19 protein-coding genes are annotated in these 19,936 nt (G+C 39.2%); 15 read left to right on the forward strand and 4 right to left on the reverse strand.

Annotation, left to right across the window (positions count from 1 at the left end; translation table 11 throughout):
• Positions 1–2: 2 nt before the first annotated feature.
• Complete coding sequence (locus QE422_RS09845) at positions 3–758, reverse strand: hypothetical protein (RefSeq protein ID WP_307457444.1); 756 nt, start codon at positions 756–758, stop codon at positions 3–5.
• A gap of 18 nt (positions 759–776) precedes the next feature.
• Between QE422_RS09845 and QE422_RS09850 the strand changes: the two genes are divergently transcribed.
• On the forward strand, positions 777–6,704 hold the full coding sequence (locus QE422_RS09850; protein ID WP_307457447.1) for an alpha-2-macroglobulin: 5,928 nt from the start codon (positions 777–779) through the stop codon (positions 6,702–6,704).
• 50 nt (positions 6,705–6,754) lie between these two features.
• Here QE422_RS09850 and QE422_RS09855 read toward each other — a convergent pair whose 3' ends face one another.
• The gene (locus QE422_RS09855; protein WP_307457450.1) at positions 6,755–8,029 is read right to left on the reverse strand and encodes a hypothetical protein; all 1,275 of its coding nucleotides are present in this window, start codon (positions 8,027–8,029) and stop codon (positions 6,755–6,757) included.
• A 144-nt stretch (positions 8,030–8,173) separates the two neighbouring features.
• Between QE422_RS09855 and QE422_RS09860 the strand changes: the two genes are divergently transcribed.
• The 14 genes from QE422_RS09860 to QE422_RS09925 all read left to right on the forward strand — a co-directional run bounded on the left by QE422_RS09860 (position 8,174) and on the right by QE422_RS09925 (position 18,512).
• A complete protein-coding gene (locus QE422_RS09860) occupies positions 8,174–8,629 on the forward strand; it encodes a DUF1569 domain-containing protein (protein ID WP_307457453.1) in 456 nt (151 codons plus the stop codon).
• Position 8,630: 1 nt separating this feature from the next.
• On the forward strand, positions 8,631–9,158 hold the full coding sequence (locus QE422_RS09865; protein ID WP_307457455.1) for a hypothetical protein: 528 nt from the start codon (positions 8,631–8,633) through the stop codon (positions 9,156–9,158).
• A gap of 15 nt (positions 9,159–9,173) precedes the next feature.
• Positions 9,174–9,545 carry a hypothetical protein gene (locus QE422_RS09870; protein ID WP_307457458.1) on the forward strand — a complete coding sequence of 124 codons (372 nt, stop codon included), beginning with the start codon at positions 9,174–9,176 and terminating at the stop codon, positions 9,543–9,545.
• 124 nt (positions 9,546–9,669) lie between these two features.
• Positions 9,670–10,041: a VOC family protein gene (locus QE422_RS09875; RefSeq protein ID WP_307457460.1), complete on the forward strand. Its 372-nt coding sequence runs from the start codon at positions 9,670–9,672 to the stop codon at positions 10,039–10,041.
• A 41-nt stretch (positions 10,042–10,082) separates the two neighbouring features.
• Complete coding sequence (locus QE422_RS09880; protein ID WP_307457463.1) at positions 10,083–10,532, forward strand: VOC family protein; 450 nt, start codon at positions 10,083–10,085, stop codon at positions 10,530–10,532.
• 158 nt (positions 10,533–10,690) lie between these two features.
• Positions 10,691–11,368, forward strand: a complete 678-nt coding sequence (locus QE422_RS09885; RefSeq protein WP_307457465.1) for a DUF2490 domain-containing protein — start codon at positions 10,691–10,693, stop codon at positions 11,366–11,368.
• A gap of 338 nt (positions 11,369–11,706) precedes the next feature.
• Complete coding sequence (locus QE422_RS09890; RefSeq protein WP_307457467.1) at positions 11,707–13,320, forward strand: Na+/H+ antiporter; 1,614 nt, start codon at positions 11,707–11,709, stop codon at positions 13,318–13,320.
• A 111-nt stretch (positions 13,321–13,431) separates the two neighbouring features.
• A complete protein-coding gene (locus QE422_RS09895) occupies positions 13,432–13,857 on the forward strand; it encodes an SRPBCC domain-containing protein (protein ID WP_307457470.1) in 426 nt (141 codons plus the stop codon).
• 22 nt (positions 13,858–13,879) lie between these two features.
• On the forward strand, positions 13,880–14,263 hold the full coding sequence (locus QE422_RS09900; protein ID WP_307457472.1) for a VOC family protein: 384 nt from the start codon (positions 13,880–13,882) through the stop codon (positions 14,261–14,263).
• 35 nt (positions 14,264–14,298) lie between these two features.
• Complete coding sequence (locus QE422_RS09905; RefSeq protein WP_307457474.1) at positions 14,299–15,321, forward strand: glutaminyl-peptide cyclotransferase; 1,023 nt, start codon at positions 14,299–14,301, stop codon at positions 15,319–15,321.
• A 13-nt stretch (positions 15,322–15,334) separates the two neighbouring features.
• Positions 15,335–16,360 carry a glutaminyl-peptide cyclotransferase gene (locus tag QE422_RS09910; RefSeq protein WP_307457476.1) on the forward strand — a complete coding sequence of 342 codons (1,026 nt, stop codon included), beginning with the start codon at positions 15,335–15,337 and terminating at the stop codon, positions 16,358–16,360.
• An 87-nt stretch (positions 16,361–16,447) separates the two neighbouring features.
• On the forward strand, positions 16,448–17,425 hold the full coding sequence (locus tag QE422_RS09915) for a hypothetical protein (protein ID WP_307457477.1): 978 nt from the start codon (positions 16,448–16,450) through the stop codon (positions 17,423–17,425).
• A 36-nt stretch (positions 17,426–17,461) separates the two neighbouring features.
• A complete protein-coding gene (locus QE422_RS09920) occupies positions 17,462–18,076 on the forward strand; it encodes a deoxynucleoside kinase (RefSeq protein WP_307457479.1) in 615 nt (204 codons plus the stop codon).
• 85 nt (positions 18,077–18,161) lie between these two features.
• A complete protein-coding gene (locus QE422_RS09925) occupies positions 18,162–18,512 on the forward strand; it encodes an ArsC/Spx/MgsR family protein (protein WP_294202927.1) in 351 nt (116 codons plus the stop codon).
• A 53-nt stretch (positions 18,513–18,565) separates the two neighbouring features.
• On the opposite strand, the gene QE422_RS09930 is transcribed toward QE422_RS09925, so the two are convergent.
• Together QE422_RS09930 and QE422_RS09935 are read right to left on the reverse strand one after the other, a co-directional pair.
• On the reverse strand, positions 18,566–18,871 hold the full coding sequence (locus QE422_RS09930) for a DUF493 family protein (protein WP_288446001.1): 306 nt from the start codon (positions 18,869–18,871) through the stop codon (positions 18,566–18,568).
• 40 nt (positions 18,872–18,911) lie between these two features.
• Positions 18,912–19,586, reverse strand: a complete 675-nt coding sequence (locus tag QE422_RS09935) for a DUF4197 family protein (protein ID WP_307457485.1) — start codon at positions 19,584–19,586, stop codon at positions 18,912–18,914.
• Positions 19,587–19,936 lie beyond the last annotated feature (350 nt).

Raw genomic sequence — 19,936 nt, forward strand, 5'->3', positions numbered from 1 at the left:
TGTCAAAAATACTTCATTATTACTAAAAATAAAAAAGGAAGTGCCGAACACGTCTCGACTCCGAATGAAAAATAGGAGTCACTGCGCTCATTCTCTGAAAAATAGATTAAAATATAAGTAACAATTCCCGATAGGAAAAAAGCCGTTGAGTAGGGCAGGTCAAGATAAAAAACTGAAAGCAGGCTGCTGATGAAGACCAATCCATAAGCCAGATACTTAGTATTCTGTACTCCGATAATTGTAGGAAATGTTTTTACCGTATCCACTTTCATGTCCCGGATATCAAAAGGCAGCACCAGGGCCGTAATAAAAAAAAAGCTGATTAAAAAAATCGGGATATCAAATTCCGGCAGGGTAAGCCAGCAATTCATCAGTCCCCAGACCAATCCTACGTAAAATACTTTCAGCAAAGGGATCTTGCGGATATACGCATCCAGGAAAAAACTGTTGTACAGCAGGCCGAGGACCACGATAACAAACCATTTGACCAGCCGGATCCCGTTATGGTTATGTATTATTAAAAAGGCGCAGATAATCCCGGCTACGATATTTAAAATCAGGATTTTCGAAAAATGTCTCGTCTTCTGATATTTCGTATAAAGGTAACCGCTGAAATAAGTAATGAAAATAAGGAATACCGTAGGATACCGGAATGTGTTTTGCTCCAGCATAAAAAATACCGAAAAAAGGGTTCCCGTTAAGGATACGTAAAACTGACTGTCGATAACGGATTTTTTCAGTACTTTTAAAGAATTCATTTATCAAAAATAACGCATATGAAAAGATTTTCCAAGATTTTTCTGTTGTTGCTTCTGCTGCTGAGCTATTCAGGTGCATTTGCACAGAAATACTATGACGAGCAATGGAAAAAAGTGGCAGAAAATGCTAAAAAAGGGACATTTAAATCGAATCTCCCGATCGTTTTAGATATACAAAAACAGGCTATGAAAGATAATAACCTTGTACAGCTGATCCAGTCTTTAAAAGAAGAATTCAGCATTGTAAACCGAAGCTCTGATGACGAAGGGAACAATGCGGTAAGCCGTCTTTTCGGAAAACTTCAGAATGTAGAAAAACAACTTGCTGGTGAAGAAAAAACCGTGTTCCAAGTACTGCTTAATAGTTTTTTTCTGGATTATTATCACGAACATTCTTGGGAAATCGATGGACGTACTAACATAAATTCCCAGGATATTTCGCAGATCGAGACCTGGAGCAAACTTGATTTTAAAAATTACCTGGATAAGAGTTATGCAAATCTGAATGTGCAGAAATCTGCAATGAAGAAAATTCCTTTGAAGAAATACGAAAGGATATTTTCTTACAAAGAATACCTTTCTTATTTTCCGACCTTGCTGGATTGGTATCTGATCAAACAAACGGATTTTATTTCCGACTCCGATTTTTTTACTAAAAACGAACTGGAAGCCAACCGTACCAGGATTAATGCTGATTTTGATGAATTGATTGCTCAGAATACAGGGAATTCTAAGTTGTATTTTATGCATCGTAAATTGCAGGCCAATTGTGATTTTAACCGATGCAAAAATAAGCTGGCTCAGCTTCAGGATCTTTTAAAATCGGATGTTGAAGGAGACTATAAAGTGATGGTCATCAATAATATTGTTGAGGAACTTATCAATGATAAAAAAGAAAAAGAGGCGCTTGTTTATATCAGCAAAGCAAAAGCCGAATATCCTAAATCGCCCTTTATTGATGCTATAAAAGGTCAGGAAAAACAGATTCTCAATCCTGTCTTGAATATAAAATATGAAAAACAGACACAGAGTACGAAACCGATTCATTTTGTGGCAGAATACAAAAATGTATCAGGTTTTTCCATTAATATCTACGAAGTAAAAAACGACTTAACGGCATTTTTACAGTACACCCGGAATCCTTACGACAATGCATTTAAGAAAATCAAAAAAACGCTGATTAGAAAAGAAGTATATACATTAAATGATCCGAAAGATTTCAGGAATCACAAAACTGCCTTGGAAATAAAGCCTCTTCCTTCAGGAATATATGTGGCTGAATATTCTGTTGACGGCATTAAAGATGATGATACGGACAATCCGAGAGATTTGTATTTCCTGGTTTCGGATAACAGGATTATTTACCATACGAAGTCAGAAAGAGGACAACTTCCCGGTGAATTGAAGCTTGTAAACAGTGAAAACGGCAAACCTGTCATGAGTAAAAGTCTGACTTTCTATGAATTCGTAAATAATAAAGCACTCATAAAATCTGATGGAAAAACCGATGAAAAAGGACTCTTTGGTCTTCCTGCTACAAATAATAAAGAATATTACAGGACTTTTCTTATCCGACTGCCTGAAACCAACGATTTCCAGATCATGGAAGTGTATGGCGAAAGAATTTCAGTTGGAATTACCGACAGTAAGGATAAAAAACAGAGCAGAGCCCAGATCTTTACAGACCGTGCCATTTATAGACCAGGTCAGACCGTTTATTTTAAAGTCATCAATATTCAGCGAGATAAGGAAGTAGAGGCTGTCGTTCCCGCTCTTACCCAAAAAATTACCCTTACCGATGCTAATGGGCAGGAAGTATCTGCTCAGAATTTTACGACGAATGACTTTGGTTCGTACCACGGAAGCTTTGTTCTCCCGAAAGGTGGGCTGAACGGAAATTTTTTCCTGCGCACGGATACGAATGATGGTTATAAAAACATCCGGGTTGAAGAATATAAAAGGCCGAAGTTTGAAGTGGTTTTTGATCCGGTGAAAGATGAATACAGATATGGCCAGACTATTCAATTGAAAGGAAAAGCAATGATGTTCTCCGGAGTCGTACTGACTAACGCTACGGTACATTACGAAATAAAAAAGCAAAATATCCGCTGGAAATATTTCGGCTGGTATCCGCCGGGTGATTATGATAATGAAAACTCGATTCTTGGAGAAGTGAAGACCGATGAGAAAGGAGGATTTGTAATTATGCTGGATCTTAAAAAAGATGAAAAGCTGGAAGGAATCCAGATCGATAATTACCGAATCAAAGCTTCAGTGACAGATATCAACGGAGAAACACAAACCGCTGATACGGAACTGAAAGTGTCTTCGGTCTCCCATTATATTCAGGCAGAAGAAATTAAAAACGTCTTTTCCGGAGAACCTGTGAAAGTAAAAGTTGAAACCAAAAATTACAATGAACAGAATCTTAAAAAATCCTACAAGGTGAAGCTTTCAAAATTTGAAGTACCCGACAGGATTTTCAGGGATAATTTTAAATCAGAAGTTCAGGACTTGCCTGAGTTTTCAAAAGAAGAATTCATCAGCAGATTTCCTCATGATCTTTACGACAAAACTGAGGAACCCGCAAATTCTAAAGTTTCATCAGTAATTCTGAACGATGCCGTACGTCAGGAAGAAGCCCTCGATCTTGGCAAACTAGAAGCCGGAACCTATAAATTAGAATTGTATAACATTGAAGGCCGTGACACCATAAAAGCAGTTCAGAATTTCAGCGTATGGAATAAAAATTCCTTGCCGGATTCCCAGAAAACATTTCTGACGGTTGTGCAGCCTGAAAAAGAATTTGTAAGGGGAGAAAAGGCCTTATTCCATATTTATTCTTCAATACCTGATGTCCTGCTGAATGTTTTTATTCAGGACGGTTCGGGAAAAACTATTTCTGAAGTTCATCATTTTAAAAATGGAATTCTTGAATATGTAACCGCTGTTCCCAAAGATAAAAATGTGCTGGCCCTGAACATACAATTTCAGGTAGTGGCATTCAATGATGTGCAGACCAAGACGGTAAATCTTCCGGTACAAGATGATGAGGCGGAAGAATTAGCCATAGAAACCGTTACGTTCAGAGATAAAATAGAACCGGGTTCTAAAGAGAAATGGTCAATAAAAGTATCAGGAAAAAACAGGGAGAAAATTAATGCGGAAGTTCTGGCGAATATGTACGATATGTCCCTGGATAAGCTGGCTAAAAATAATTTTGATTGGTACCGTTTTTACGTACCTTCTGCCACGATAGTTTCTTATGATATTAAAAACAATCTTCTTCAGAAATATTATCAGAAAAGACTGATGTATTATGAACCGAAAATAGTTGAACCTCCTTATTTCAACTGGTTCAACGGAGTTTTGTTTCTTACCGATACAATGACTTTGGAAACGACAACTGGATTAGTTAATCAGGAAGGCGTAAAAGCTGCCGCCTATACACCTCCTCCGCCACCGCCTGTGGGAAGAGCCAGAAGTACAATGGCCAAAGTCGCGATGTCGGAAGATAAAATAGCAGTCATTCAGAATGTAGTTCCTGAGCCTGCGAAGGCTCCCAAAACAGAAGAGTCTCCATCGCCGGAAGCAAGTTTAAACAATGTTTCCGTCCGCCAGAACCTCAACGAAACCGCCTTCTTTTATCCGGATTTGAGGACCGATTCCGAAGGTAATGTAAGCTTTGAATTCACCTCTCCGGAAGCACTCACCAAATGGAAGCTGATGTTCCTGGCACACACAAAAGATGCAAGAGCGGCAACGTTGGAAAAAGAAGTGGTGACACAGAAAGAATTCTCGGTAACACCGAATTACCCAAGATTTTTACGGGAAGGGGATGAGCTGAACTTACAGTCTAAATTATCCAACTTAACCGATAAAAAACTGAATGGTTATGCCGGGTTACAGATCCTGGATGCCTTTACCAATGAAGATATTTCGGATAAATTCGGACTAAGTGCCCTGACGGCTGTATCAGGATACAATAAAGAACAGGCTTTTTCACTGGATGACAACGGAAATTCAGTAGTTACCTGGAAGGTTAAAGTTCCGGAAAATGTTTCGTCCATTATCTTAAAAGTTGTGGCCAAAGCCGGAAAATATTCGGATGGTGAGCAGCAGGCCGTTGCCGTTCTTCCGAACAGGATATTGGTAACCGATGCTGTTCCGGTTTTTGTGAAAGAAGGGCAAACCAAGACCTTCGAGTTGGAAAACCTTAAAAATGCAGACTCTAAAACAATATCCAACGTATCCAATACCCTTGAACTGACCACGAATCCGATCTGGGAAATCATGTTTGCGCTTCCGAGCCTTAAAAACGACCCCAACAGTTCAGCAGATGTGGTCTTCAATAAATGGTTCGCCGATGTGCTGGCTTCAGAGGTCTTTAGGTCCAATCCGAAAATAAAAACTGTATTTGAGCAGTATCAGGAGAAGGGATTATTAAAATCAAACCTTGAAAAAAACCAGGAGCTGAAACAGCTGCTGCTGGAAGAAACCCCTTGGGTACTCGAAAGTAAGAATGAAGAAGAGCAGATGCAGAAACTGGCCCTGTTGTTTGATGCCAACACCATGAAAAATTCCATCATGCAGGATTGGGACGATCTCAGGAAACTGCAGAATCCAGACGGCAGCTTTTCATGGTATCCCGGATATCCCGGATCTTATGCTACTTCGTTGTATATTTTGAAAAGCTTAGGCAAGATTAATGTATGGCTGAAAGACAATGTGAAAAACTACCAGAATTCAGATCAAAAAGAAATGGTGAAAAACCTGATCGAATATATTGACGGTGAAATAGAAAAATATGCAGATCCTAAAGACAAAAATGTTTGGACCAACTGGACACTGGATTACCTGGACACAAGAAATTACTGGGAAAAAGAATATCCGCTGAAAGGGAAAGGGGCAGCCCTGAAATCGCAGGTGAAACAGAAAGCCAAAACTGCTAAGCTTACCGACTTCACCTTTTTCGGGCTTCACCGGGCAGCATTGCTGATGAATGATTACGGATTAAAAGACGTTTCCGATAAACTCATGAATTATCTGAAAGAAACCTCCGTAGAATCGAAAACGCAGGGTGTGTATTGGAAGCAGAACCTGGATGACTGGGGCTGGTTCCGCTCCAAAGTAGTGAACCATGCTGGCGCATTGGAAGCTTTTAGCAAACTCAAACCGGAGGATCAAAGTTTCATTGAAGAAATGAAAATCTGGCTGGTAACCCAGAAAGAAGTCAATTCATGGGGAAGTTCAAGAGGCACGGCAGAGGTGATCTATACCATTTTAAACTCCGGAAAATCCTGGACAGGTACCGAAAGCGACAAAGCAACCATTATCTGGGGCGGAAAAAAGCTTAAACCGCAAACCGAAGCCGCAGGCTACGTAAAATCAACGGTAAACCCGGATGTACTGGATAAAAGCCTGGCAACGGTTACCATTACAAAACCGAGGCCCGGAATCGTTCAGGGCGGATTATTCTGGCAGTATTATGAGGATCTGAATAAAATAAAATCATCTGAAAATTACCTTTCCGTTACAAAAGAATTATACAGAAAAATTAAAACCGTCAACGGGGAAGAGCTTCAGAAAATATCACCGGAAACCCCTTTAAAAGTAGGAGATAAAATCACCGTAAGAATGATCCTGAATACCGACCGTCCGATGGAATTCGTCCATATTAAAGACATGAGAGCAGCAGGTTTTGAGCCGGTAGACGTGCTTTCCGGATATCAGTGGAAAAACAGTTTAGCCTATTACCAGTCTACAAAAGATGCGTCTACCAATTTCTACATCGAGCGGATGCCGAAAGGGAAATACGTATTTGAGTATGATCTGATCGCCAACGCCTCAGGAAAGTTCTCCAACGGGATTACTACCATTCAGAACTATTATGCGCCGCAAATGAGTTCGCATACGAAAGGGATGAATGTCGAAATTAAAGAATGATTTTAAATAATCTTAAGAAAATGCTCCTACATATTGTGGGAGCATTTTTATTATGTTATCCATTGATTAACGATTTTAATTAACCAGCCTTTTGCCGTTTTTGTAATAATATAGGACTCTCCTCTTACCAGATAATCGGATATTAAAATATAAGTATCTTTCTGATCATCGCATTTGAAAATTTTGCTGTATTGAGGCTGTGATGTAAGAACATAATGATATTTACTATACACTTGGTACTCTTTGGAAGCCACGAATATTATTTTTTTACCATATGTTCTTGTGTGTCTTATATTTTCATCATCTGTAGCAATTATTTTGATATTCAAATCTTCCAAAATATCTTTTTTGTAAGAATATTCTGAAAATATCTCTTCATTTTGCTTTGAAATATCTTTGCGAACTGTTTGAATATCTACTAAAAAATTTTCTGTGGTTACGTCGGAATCTTCAATTAAATCATAATTACCAAATAATATACTCTCAGCCAATAAGGTAAATTCATTATCATAATTGCTGTATCTAGGATTCTCATCTTCAGAATCCATTATTCCGTCCTCATCTGTATCATTTGATAGAGGATTTGTAAAGTAAATTAGTTTTTCTTCCAGATCATTTAATCCATCACGGTCCGAATCTTCGAGTATTTCTTTAAGATTTAATGTAACAAGAGCATTGTTATTTACAATTTCATATGTAGGCTGTGGGTTTGAGGGAAAGGTTGGTTCTTTAATCATTCTTACAATGTCAGCTTCTATCTGTATCTGATTTTTATTTTTAAAAAGTGGTAAGCGGGAATTGCTTTTGAATACATAATTTTTATTTTGATCAAGTCCTGTATAGTAATTTTTCCACGTCATTCCGTTATCATTTGAAATGCGTAGATAATATTTTCCAAAATAAAAAGAATTTGTGTGGAATAATATTGCCATAACTCCGTCTTTTGTACCGGTTTTAATAATTACCGGCTTCGGAATATCTCCATACTTTTTAGAATACTCAATTTTTGTAATCGAATCCCGTATCTTATAAGTGCCATAAACAGAATCAGGAACTACATTTTTAAGAACATTTTTAATTTTTACTTCTACGGAATCTATAATTTCGTCTGATTTTCTAGGTTCTCTTAAATAACTAATTGAGATGAAAGAAAAGGGAGGTTTTCGAGCACGAGCTTTTGTTAAAAGCCTAAACTCATTTTTTGAATAAGTGGAATTAATGCTGTCATTATATCTTTTTAGTAGTTGGCAGGTGCATACGTCCGTCTTTTGGGCAGATAAAGGCAAACTAAATATAATCGATAAGATCAGAAGATACTTTTTCATGGTTAGCTTTTTGGGATAACGTAGTTTCATAGTTTTTATTATCAGAATTTATGATGATAAATCTAATATTTATAATGACAATTTGTGGGATATTGATTTAAGACAAAAAACTGATATATTTGCTTTTCAACATTCAGATAAACTATGGAAAACGTTTTTGATGCGAAAGATGCTCAGCATTACATCGACAGGATAAATAAACTTACCCCGGAAAGCAAAGGCTTGTGGGGAAAAATGACGGTAGACCAGATGCTGGCGCACTGTAATGTATCGTACGAAATGGTCTATGAACCCGAAAAACACAAAAAGCCGGGAGCCATCGCAAAATTTATTTTAAAAAACTTTGTAAAACCGAAAGTAGTAGGTGAGAAGGCCTATACGCAGAACGGACCGACAGCACCGCAGTTCATTATTTCCGATCAGAAGAATTTCAACGAAGAAAAAAAGAGGTTGATTGGTTTTATCCAGAAAACCCAGCAGCTGGGTGCATCGGCTTTCGACGGTAAAGAATCTTTCTCTTTCGGAAAGCTGAAGGCGCAGGAATGGAACAATATGTTTGCCAAGCATCTCAATCATCATCTGGCCCAATTCGGTGTTTAGCATGAAAAAGATATTATTCTTCTTGGTTTTCCTATATTCCTTTTCCTTTGCACAGATGAAGGAATTTCCTTTGAAGAATGAAGACTTCAGTGCTTTTCTCACGAATTACAAAACGCCTTTTTACGGGGAAATCTCTACTGAAAAAGCGGTGATTCAAGTACAGATTGAAAAAGCCGTGAAAAATCCGGCTAAGCCTGAGCAGTATATTATTTCAGGATATTCTGAGGTCGAAGGCAATAAGTCCGTCTTTTCCGGGGAGATCACCTTCACACAGCGGTTTAACGTTAATAATCAGCCGGATGAAATGCTGGTCTTTGCAGATTTTGTCATGAAGGAAGTCGGATCCGGTGAACATTCCGGAATATTTACCGGGAAGCTGAGGATGCAGATGGCCAAGCAAATAACCCAGCAAAGCAGGGCTACGGTAACCTTCAAAGGAAAATGGAAAAATTATTCAGGGACTTTGGACTTCGAGGCCTGGTGGGCCAATTTTGTTCCCAAAGACATTTCAAAAGTTGTATTTAAATAAAAATGATAGCCAATTATGAAAAAACTTTTACTACTGTTTGTTCTCGCTTCCAACTTTATTTTCGCGCAGATGCCGGATATCTCCAATGTATGGCTCAATAACAGCAAAGCCTATACGGGAACGATCGGGAACAAAAACCAGGAGATCAAGCTCAAAATCAATATTTCCGAACAGAACAGGAAAAACGACCAGGAGTATTTCGTTTCAGGATATACCCTAGTCGATAAAGTATATTCGAAATTTGAAGGAAAATTTACCATTATCAAATACAAGGATGCCCGGAAAAAAGGGACGGTTTTCGGAGAATACGAGCTTGCTGAAGAAAACAAAGGAAAACATTCCGGAATTTTAAAAGGAAAGTTCGTCTATACCTTTCCAATGGAATAAAGACACTGAAAAGGTGGAGAATCAGGAAATTGAGCTTACCGGTGACTGGAAAAGCTATGACGGAACCATGAATTTCAAGACCCGGATAAAAAATCAGTAATTAAATAATACCAGTAACAAAAGCATGAAACTAGGGGCATTTTCAATCAGCTTAAGTGTAAAAGACCTTCAGAAATCAAGAGACTTTTATGAAAAATTAGGTTTCGCAGAAATGGGCGGAGCGATGGAGCAGAATTATCTCATCATGAAAAACGGCGACCATATTATCGGGCTTTTCCAGGCGATGTTCGACGGAAATATGCTTACTTTTAATCCCGGCTGGGACCAGAATGCCCAGAATCTGGAAACTTTCGACGATGTAAGAGAGATCCAGAAAAGATTAAAAGAGCAGGGAGTGGAACTGCAGAAGGAAGCTGATGAAACCACGTCCGGCCCTGAGCATATTTATCTAAAAGACCCGGACGGAAATATGATTCTCATCGATCAGCACCGTTAACTATAAATCTGAAATAAACTAAACCTTAATACAATCATCTTATGGCAACAGTAAACGTTTACCTTACCTTCAACGGAAACTGCAGGGAAGCTTTTGATTTTTACAAATCGGTTTTCGGCGGCGACTATCCCTACATCGGAACTTTTGGCGACATGCCTCCGGCAGAAGGCCAGGAAATCAAAGAAGAAGACAAAGACAAAATTATGCACGTTACACTTCCGATTTCCGGGGAAACCATCCTGATGGGAAGTGATGCAGGATGCGATCAGGCTTCTCAGCTGATCATGGGAAATAATTTTTCGATTTCCATCAATGCAGAATCCAGGGAAGAAGCAGACCGTTTGTTTAATGGTCTTTCAGCAGAAGGGCAAATTACCATGCCGCTGTCAGATACCTTCTGGGGTGCCTATTTTGGAATGTTTACCGATAAATTCGGGATCAACTGGATGGTAAACTATGATGATCCTGCGAAAATGGAGCAACACCCGTAATGATTAGCATTAAAACTGATGAATCCTCATCAGTTTTTTATTTTAGCAAACCTAGAGAAAACTGAATTGGAGTTAATTCACCACTACGGTATTAGTGCTTGTTATTATTGATTTAAATTATTAAATTTGTTATACACGATAGATTTTAATAATAAGCAATGACGGGCATAGCGAGAAAAGCGGTATTGGGATTACTTACCATCACCGCCACAGTTTTACAGGCACAGAAAAATGATCTCGGAGCATGGTACATGTATTTTGGAAATAACAAGATCAGCAAGAAGTTCAACCTCCATAATGAGATCCAGTACCGGAATTTTAATGCGGTTGGCGATCTTGAGCAACTGATGATCCGTACCGGTATCGGATACGACCTTTCCGAAGACAACAATAATGTATTGGCAGGATACGCATTTATCTTAGGCAGGCCCTACGAAAACGGAGAAAAAACGGAGAATATCGAACACCGGATCTTCCAGCAGTATATTACCAAGCAGAAGTTCGGAAGATTCAATCTTCAGCACCGGTATCGTCTGGAAGAAAGGTTGATGGAAGATGATTTCCGGATGAGGTTCAGGTATTATTTAAATGTGAGTATCCCGATCAATAATAAGGAGATGCTGCCTAAAACCTTTTATGCTTCGGTATATAATGAGATCTTCCTTCATTTGGACAGTCAGGTATTTGATAGAAACAGAGTATATGGTGCATTAGGCTATGTCATTAATAAAAACATGAGGATTGAAGCAGGATATATGAATCAGATCCAGGAAAACAAAAACCGCGGACAGATCCAGATCGGATTCTACAACAATATTCCGTTTACCAAAGATTAAATAATAGGCTGGAAGAAGGAAGCCGGATGCTCGAAGTTTTCCTGCCGCTTTCAAAGATAGGGAGTTTGTTGTTTATTAAAATATTCTTATCTAAATCCAAAATTTACAGGAAAAAAATTATAAAAAAGCATGAACCTTTAAAAGCTAATAAATAGAGGGTTTTTCTAAGAAAGACAAACATTCCCCTCCGCCGGAGGGGTGGCGAAAATCCAAAGAATTTTTGACGGGGTGGTTAAAGCATATAAGTCTCTGATTAAATTAAACTACCAAGCACACAAACCATGAAGAAAAATTATTAATGATTAAAAACAATCCAGTATTTTTAAAAAAAATTAATAATGATTCACAGCTATGTTATCATATCAATTGCAGTCCTTTTATCTGTAATGATACTCGTCATGATCGGGCAGAAGCTCAAAGTAGCATATCCTATATTCCTGGTGATCGCCGGGCTTCTGATCAGCCTCGTTCCGGGGATGCCGCATATCGAAATAGAACCCGATCTTGTTTTTCTTATTTTCCTTCCGCCGATCCTTTTTGAAGCCGCCTGGTTCACTTCCTGGCAGGACTTTCACAAATGGAGAAAGCAGATCTTTTCGATGGCTTTCGGATTGGTATTTCTCACCTCGATTGTCGTGGCTTACCTTTCTTCGTCGATCATTCCGGGACTCGCGGTGGCGATGGGCTTCCTTCTCGGAGGGGTAAATTCCCCGCCGGACGCCGTGGCGGCAACTTCCGTGTTGAAGCACGTTAAAATCCCTAAAAAAATCACCACGATCCTCGAAGGGGAAAGCCTCATCAATGACGCTTCCAGTTTAATTGTTTTTAAATTTGCGCTGGCGGCCGTTATTTCCGGGCAGTTTATTTTCGGGGAAGCTGTAAAAGACTTTTTTACCATGGCCATCGGCGGTATTGGCGTCGGAATCGGGGCCGGACTGCTTTTCGGAGCACTGCTGAAAATTATTCCGTCCAATTCCAATATCGATACCATTATTACCCTGATTGTTCCTTACATCATGTACATCGGAGCGGAGCATTTTCATTTTTCCGGAGTGCTGGCCGTTGTGGCCGGAGGTCTTTTGATGTCCTACAATTCCCATTGTTACCTGAGCCATACTTCCCGCATCCAGTCGGGAAATGTCTGGAGTGTTCTTATATTTCTGATGAATACCATTATTTTCATCCTGATCGGGCTGGAGTTGCCGGTAGTTGTAGCCGCCATGAAAGATTATACCATTTCGGAAGGCATTATCTACAGTATCGTCATCGGAGGAGCCATCATCGGAACAAGGATTCTGTACAGTTATGCGCTGATGTACTTTCCAAGGCTTTTGTCCAAGGAAGTCTGTCGGAAAAATCCGAAACCCGACTGGCGGGAACCGTTTATCATCAGTTTCGCGGCGATGAGGGGCGTGGTTTCTTTAGCTGCAGCATTATCAATCCCGGCTTTCTTACCGAACGGAGAAGCCTTTCCGCACCGGAATATCATCCTGTTCGTTACTTTTGTAATTATACTGATCACTTTGGTAGGGCAGGGGCTTCTGCTGGCTCCTATTTTAAAATTATTAAAAATAAAAGATGCCGGAAGCGAACTGCCTGAAGAAAAGCAGGAAGTAATTCTCATGAGGAAGCTGAAAGAAACGGCCCTTGAAAAGCTGGAAAGCGATTTCTCCGAACTGGCAGAAAAGAACAGCCTGGTGCAGCATCAGAAGCACCGGCTGGAAAATGAAATGATTATGATGGCCGATAAGTCACAATGCCTGGCATCGGCCGGAGATTATGTAACGGCGATGAACGAGAACAAAGAAGTAATGCGGCAGCTTATCCAGGCACAGCGTAATGAACTGCACCGGATGAAGCGCGAGAAAATTTTCGACGATCATGTGATGAGAACCATCGAGATGCAGCTGGATTTTGATGAAGCCAAAATCACCGGATTTTCCCATGGGTAGGTATTAATTAGTTTTGTAATAATTAAAAAATTTTGAACAGATAATGTAAGTGTTGCTGATTATGTATAACTTGGCATAAAGTTTTTCGTTTAATTCATAAAAATGGAAAATATGAGCAATCCCATTATTACAGAATACAAAATAAATGCACCGGCAGAAAAAGTCTGGAAAGCATTGACGGATAAAGAGGAAATGAAAGTCTGGTATTTTGATATCACCGACTTTGAATTGGAAGCAGGGAAGATTTTTAATTTTTACGAACCCGGTGAGGAAAAAAAATACCACCACCAGGCGGAAATTTTAGAAATCTTTCCGAACGAAAAATTCACCTATTCCTGGGCTTATCCTGATTTTTCCGATAAGAAAACAACCGTTATCTGGGAACTGCAGCCGGATGGAAACGGGACTTGGCTAAGGCTGATTCATAACGATATCGAACATTTCAGTGATTTGGGGGAACATTTTTCACGGAAAGCCTTTACAGACGGGTGGAAAGGAATTATTCTCCAAAGCCTGAAACCTTATCTCGAAAGCTGACTTATTAATACTTAATCTGATCATGCCTGTTTTCAATACGCTGCACCCCATTCTCTGGACAGAACAATTTGATGAAAGTATCCGTTTTTATACGGATGTGCTGGAATTTTCCTTGGAAGAAAAGAACGACAGCTGGCAGTGGGCTCTCTTGGAAAAAGATTATGTCCGCATCATGCTTTCAAAACCGAATGCTCACGAAAAATCCCGCAAAATCGGCTTTATAAGCTCCTTTTATTTTAATGTAAATAATGTAGTCCGGCTTTGGGAAGATCTGAAAGATAAAGTGAAAGTCTGCTATGAAATCGAGACCTTCGAATGGGGAATGAAGGAATTCGCTATCTATGACAACAACGGCTATCTGTTACAATTTGGTCAACCTGTCGATGAAATTAGCTTGGAGGGATAAATTTTGCTAATTTTGGGGAAATTATTTAGAAATCAATGAAAAAAAATATTTTAGCAGGATTTGTAGCGGTTTTGATGTTGGCTTCGTGCAAGGATGATAAAAAAGTACTCGATTCATTAGCCGATTATAACAACTCAATGATGGAAAAAGGCTATCATTTCGGAGATAAATTAACGCTGCCTAAAGAGGTTACTGATGATGCGGAAAGCATTTCCATCAGTTTTGGCGATAAGGAAACTTCCAGTCTCACCATCGATCCGAAATACTTTACCCTGGGAGATAACGCCGTTACTTTTAATATTAAAACCAAAGGCGGTGAAACCTTAACACAAGATGCTACCATCAATGTGTTTGCGAAAAATCCCGAACAGAAAATCAATTATGAAATCGTTGCAGAATATCCGCACGATCCGAAAAACTTTGTACAGGGTTTCCAGATCGAGGGAAACACAATCTATGAAAGTGACGGGCAGAACGGATCTTCGCAAATTTTAAAATATACACTGGGAACGACAACGCCTCTGGCCTCAACAAAGCAGCCGCAGGAAGACTTTTCCGAAGGAAGCACGATTGTCGGCGATAAGGTATACCAGTTAACGTGGCAAAGCAAAAAAGGATATGTCTATGATAAAAACTCCCTAAAATTGTTATCGGAATTCCCTTACCCGAATGTATTGGGTGAAGGCTGGGGATTAACGTACGACGGCAAGTATCTGATCGCTTCGGACGGAAGTAAGCTCCTGTATTTCCTAGACCCTGCAAATCCATCCAAAATGGTAAAATATATTGCCGTGGCAGGAAGCTCGCAGGCATATGATCAGCTGAACGAACTCGAATATCACAACGGATACATCTATGCTAACGTATGGCAGAAGCCCGTTATCCTAAAAATAAATCCGGCTAATGGAGAAGTTGTCGGAACATTTGATTTTACGGAGATTGCCAAGCAGAATACCAAAGGCAGCGACGATGTGCTTAACGGGATTGCTTTCAAAGGGGATAATATGCTGGTGACCGGTAAAAACTGGTCAAAAATTTATGAAGTAGCCACCAAGTAACCTATATTTCTGCATGAAGAAAAATCTGATCACAGGTTTTGCCGCGGCATTGCTGCTGATTTCCTGTAAAAACGATAAAAAAATCCTGGACAGCCTGGCCGATTACAACAATTCGATGGAAGAAAAAGGTTATCATTTCGGAGACCGACTGAATCTTCCGGAAGAAGTGACGGATAATGCCGAAAGTATCTCCATCAGCTTTGGCGATAAGGAAACTTCAAATCTAACGATCGAACCTAAATTTTTTGAATTCGGTGATAATGAAGTGACCTTTAACATCAAAACAAAAGGCGGCGAAACGTTGAACCAGGATGCGACCATCAATGTTTTCTCAAAAACGCCGGAGCAGAATATTTCCTACAAAATTGTAGCGGAATATCCGCATGACCCGAAAAATTTTGTGGAAGGTTTTCTCTTGGAAGGCAACACGGTATACGAAAGCGACGGACTTGAAAAAGCTTCCCAGCTGATCAAATATCCTTTGGGAAGTACCGTTCCGACTACTGTTGAAAAACAGCCCGCCGATATATTTTCCGAAGGAATCGCTATTGCAGGAGATAAAATCTATCAGCTGACGTATCAGAACAAGATCGGCTTTGTATATGATAAAAATACGTTGAAGAAAATTTCGGAATTTGCTCTGCCGAATGAGTTCGGAGAAGGATGGGGAATGACGTACGACGGGAAGAATCTTATTGCAGATTCGGGCTCGAACGATCTTTACTTTTTGGATGCCAATAATCCTTCAAAAGTGGTGAAAACAGTGCCTGTGGGCGGAAATAAGACCATTTACAACCAGATCAACGAACTGGAATACCACAACGGTTTTATTTACGCTAATGTCTGGCATCAGCCTTATGTCCTGAAGATCAATCCTTCCAACGGCGAAGTGGTCGGGAAATTTGATTTTACAAAAATTACGGAAGAATATACGAAAAACGACAGTGAGCACGTTCTGAACGGGATTGCTTTTAAGGGAGAAAATATGCTCGTAACCGGAAAAAACTGGTCGAAGATCTATGAAGTTGCAATTCAATAAGTTAAAATCGGTCACAATTTCTGTTGGACTTAATAAAAATAGTAAATTGGTAGCGCTCTTCCCGGAGCGCTATCATTGTAAAAGAATTTGAAAATACTACATTTAATATTGGCTTTGCTTTTCTGTTCGCTAACGGCACAGAAGACTCTTCCTTTGGACACACTGAAACTGAAGGATGCGAAAGATATGCTCGTGGACGATTACGGAAATCTGTATATCTATAAGAATAAAGAATTCAGCTTTACCAAGTACGATTCACTCGGCAAACAGCTTGGGAAAATGATGCTTACGGTTCCCTATAAAGTGCAGACTGTACAGAACCCGTTGAGCGTTCCGTTGTTCTCGGAGAATGCGCAGGAAATGAAGTTTGTGGACCAGAATTTAAATGAAATCCAGAAGGTAGATTTCAGGCAGAAGTTCGGATTTATTAAAATGGCTTATGCCGAAGACCTGCAGCAGATATGGCTGCTTGACGACAGTACCAAACGCCTGATCCAGTACAATTTCAGGAACGATACGACTATTAATTCCTATCCTTTTGATGCAAGCTTTGACGATCTCATGGATCTTCTGGTGTATGAAAATAAAGTATACATTCTCACACGCAATCACATCAGGGTATTTACATTGAAATTCGAAAAGATCTTTGAAGCACCTTTAGAAAACGGAAAACGTTTCAGAAGGGAAAATGAAGCCATTCTGGTCATAGCAAATAATTCGGTTTTACAATACATTCCGGAAAAAGAAATGGTTAAGATTTTCGGGGATCCCGATGCTCAGATTGTGGATAAAAATACCCTTTCTTATTTTGAAATAAAAGCCAACAACCTGTATCTTTACGGTCTCGGAAAAGCCACGGAAGAAAAGCCGGAAAAAGAACCGGATTCTTTACAGAAAGCTACGGAACAGGATGTAGAAAGGTCTGCGGAAAAGCCTGCCGAGCCCAACAGTCCGGAGCAGAAGCTGGAGCAGAAAACCCAGGAAATCGAAAGCAAAAATCCTGCGGAAAGCTCTCTGCAGAAACTTATTGAGGACAGTTCGGAAGTTCAGGCGGCCGGCATTTAGTTATTGATCAGAAATTAAAATACACGAAGGATATATATGCACATTGCAGTTACAGGAAATATCGGAGCAGGAAAAACAACGTTAACGACAATGCTTTCTAAGCATTACGGATGGGATGCACAGTTTGAGGATGTTGATCATAACCCTTATCTGGAAGATTTCTATGCCGACATGAGCAAGTGGAGTTTTGCACTTCAGATCTATTTTCTCGGAAGCCGTTTCCGACAGGTGAAAGAGATCAGAGAAAGCGGAAAAAACATCATTCAGGACCGTACGATCTACGAAGATGCCCATATTTTTGCGGAGAACCTTAACGATATGAACCTGCTTTCGGACCGCGATTTTAAAAATTATGAATCGGTTTTTAGCCTGATGAAATCTTTTGTTTCAGCACCGGACCTTCTCATTTACCTTAAATCCGATGTTCCGAATCTGGTAAAAAAAATCTACAAAAGAGGCCGGGAATATGAAGCCTCGATCAGCATCGAATACCTTTCCAAGCTGAATCAGAAATACGAAAAATGGATTTCCAACTATACCGAAGGAAAACTGCTGATTATTGAGGTAGATGATCTTGATTTCGTGGAAAAACCGGAAGATTTCGGTTTCATTCTGGAAAAAATCGAAGCGGAACTGAACGGATTGTTTTAATAAAAATTTTTACCGGAAATCAATCTTGGTAAGTAAATTGCTGGTAGTTCTTTTAGAATAAGTTGATTTTATAAACATAATAAAGATGGTCGTAAAAGTTTTGCATAACGGAAATTGCTCAAAATCGAATGCCGTTCTGGAATATCTTGATGAAAACGGCGTGCCGTTCGAGATCATTAATATACTGGAAGATCCGCTGACTGAGCTTGAGATTAAAACGGTGTTAAAGAAACTCAACCAGAGTGTTTTTCATATCATCAGAAAAAATGAAAAGTTGTACGTTGAGAAATTTGCCGGAAAAAATTTGTCAGAAGAAGAATGGATTAAAATCCTGGCTGAAAACCCTTCGCTGATCCAGCGGCCAATTATCATCAAAGGTTCTGTGGCCATGCTCGGAAGACCTGTTGAAAACGTAAAATACTTTATTGATAAATAATAAGCATTGAAAATATAAACTAAAAAGTCAGCAGTAAAGCTGACTTTTTTATTTTACAATAGAATTACGCCTTCTATTTTGGCGACTTCCTGATAAATATGAACTACCTGATTGGCATCCAGCACAAAGGCGTTGATGTTGCAGGCCGTATATTTTCCGTTTTTGCTCTCCCGGTTTCCTAGGGTAAACTTGATCCCGTCGAATACTTTATAAATTTCCGTCAGTTTTGCCTGGTCTGTAGGAATAATAAATTTAAATAAATAATCTTCCGGAAAATCGTGATGATCTTCCAGTTTCTCCCGTAAAGAAATATAAAAATCTTCAGGGCTTGCATGTTGATTTCCTTGTAATATATCCATCTGCTTTTATAATATCTCTATAAATATAATGAAATTTCTCTTACTTTCCAAGAGGCCCCAGCAGCGAGCTGGAGTTTTGGATTTCGTAATCTTCGATAATATTGAATATACCGTTTACGAGCTGTTCTGAAGCCAGCTGGCTCAACCCTCCGGAATTCACCGTGGTTTTGCTGCCTAAAAGGCTGCCCAGGAAATTGCTTCCGGACAAAGCAGTATTAATGCTTTTCACAATCCCATATTGATTAAGCTGTTCGTCCACTTTTGGAGCGATGGCCGCAATCAGCTGTTGGGAAGTTTTCTCCTTTAGAATCAGCGTTGCTGTTCCTTTTTCTCCCTGGATAATTCTTGTTACGTCCTGTGCATTTAAGCTGTTTACTGCACTTACCAATATCGGTTTCGAAATGTTTACGGTATAGGCTGCCGCGTCAGCAATGTAGGCACGTTCTTTCGCTACCAGGGAAGGGGCAACTCTTTCCAAGATTGTATTGATCTCCCTAAGCTGTTTCGGCAAAGCTTTATCCACCATGTTGTTCTGTAAAAACGCATCCCGGTTGCTGTATATGCTCGCTCCTTTATCAATGCCGTTTAAAAGAAGCCTTTTGATAATTGATAACCCAAGATCGGAGGTCGCCAAAGTAGTGCAGGATTGCACCGTCGTATTAATGATAGCTCCAGTTCCTATAAGTAAAACTGCAGCGATGATGTATTTTTTCATTGATATCGATTAAACGTTATAAGTTTTCAAATAATGAACCAAATTTATAATTCGGAAATGAGTTTAACAAATTTTATAATTAGGAATGTTAAGAAATCTCTTTTTCTCAAAATTGGCTCTTCCGAACATGAAATTATCTAAAATTATCTTCAAAAAGAACAAAATATAATAAATAGTGAATAATTTTTTTATCTTAAATGTGAAGTTATAGATTTAAAATATCATATAAAATTTTATTTATTGTGAATAATTTTTTAATGATAAGTTCATTTTGTTGAAATTTAGTAAAATTATCACTTTTAACGGGATGGCAAAAAAAATTAAGTAAAATTAACATTGTTAAATATATT

Origin of the sequence: Chryseobacterium sp. SORGH_AS_0447 (assembly GCF_030818695.1) — a bacterium.
Lineage (GTDB): Bacteria > Bacteroidota > Bacteroidia > Flavobacteriales > Weeksellaceae > Chryseobacterium.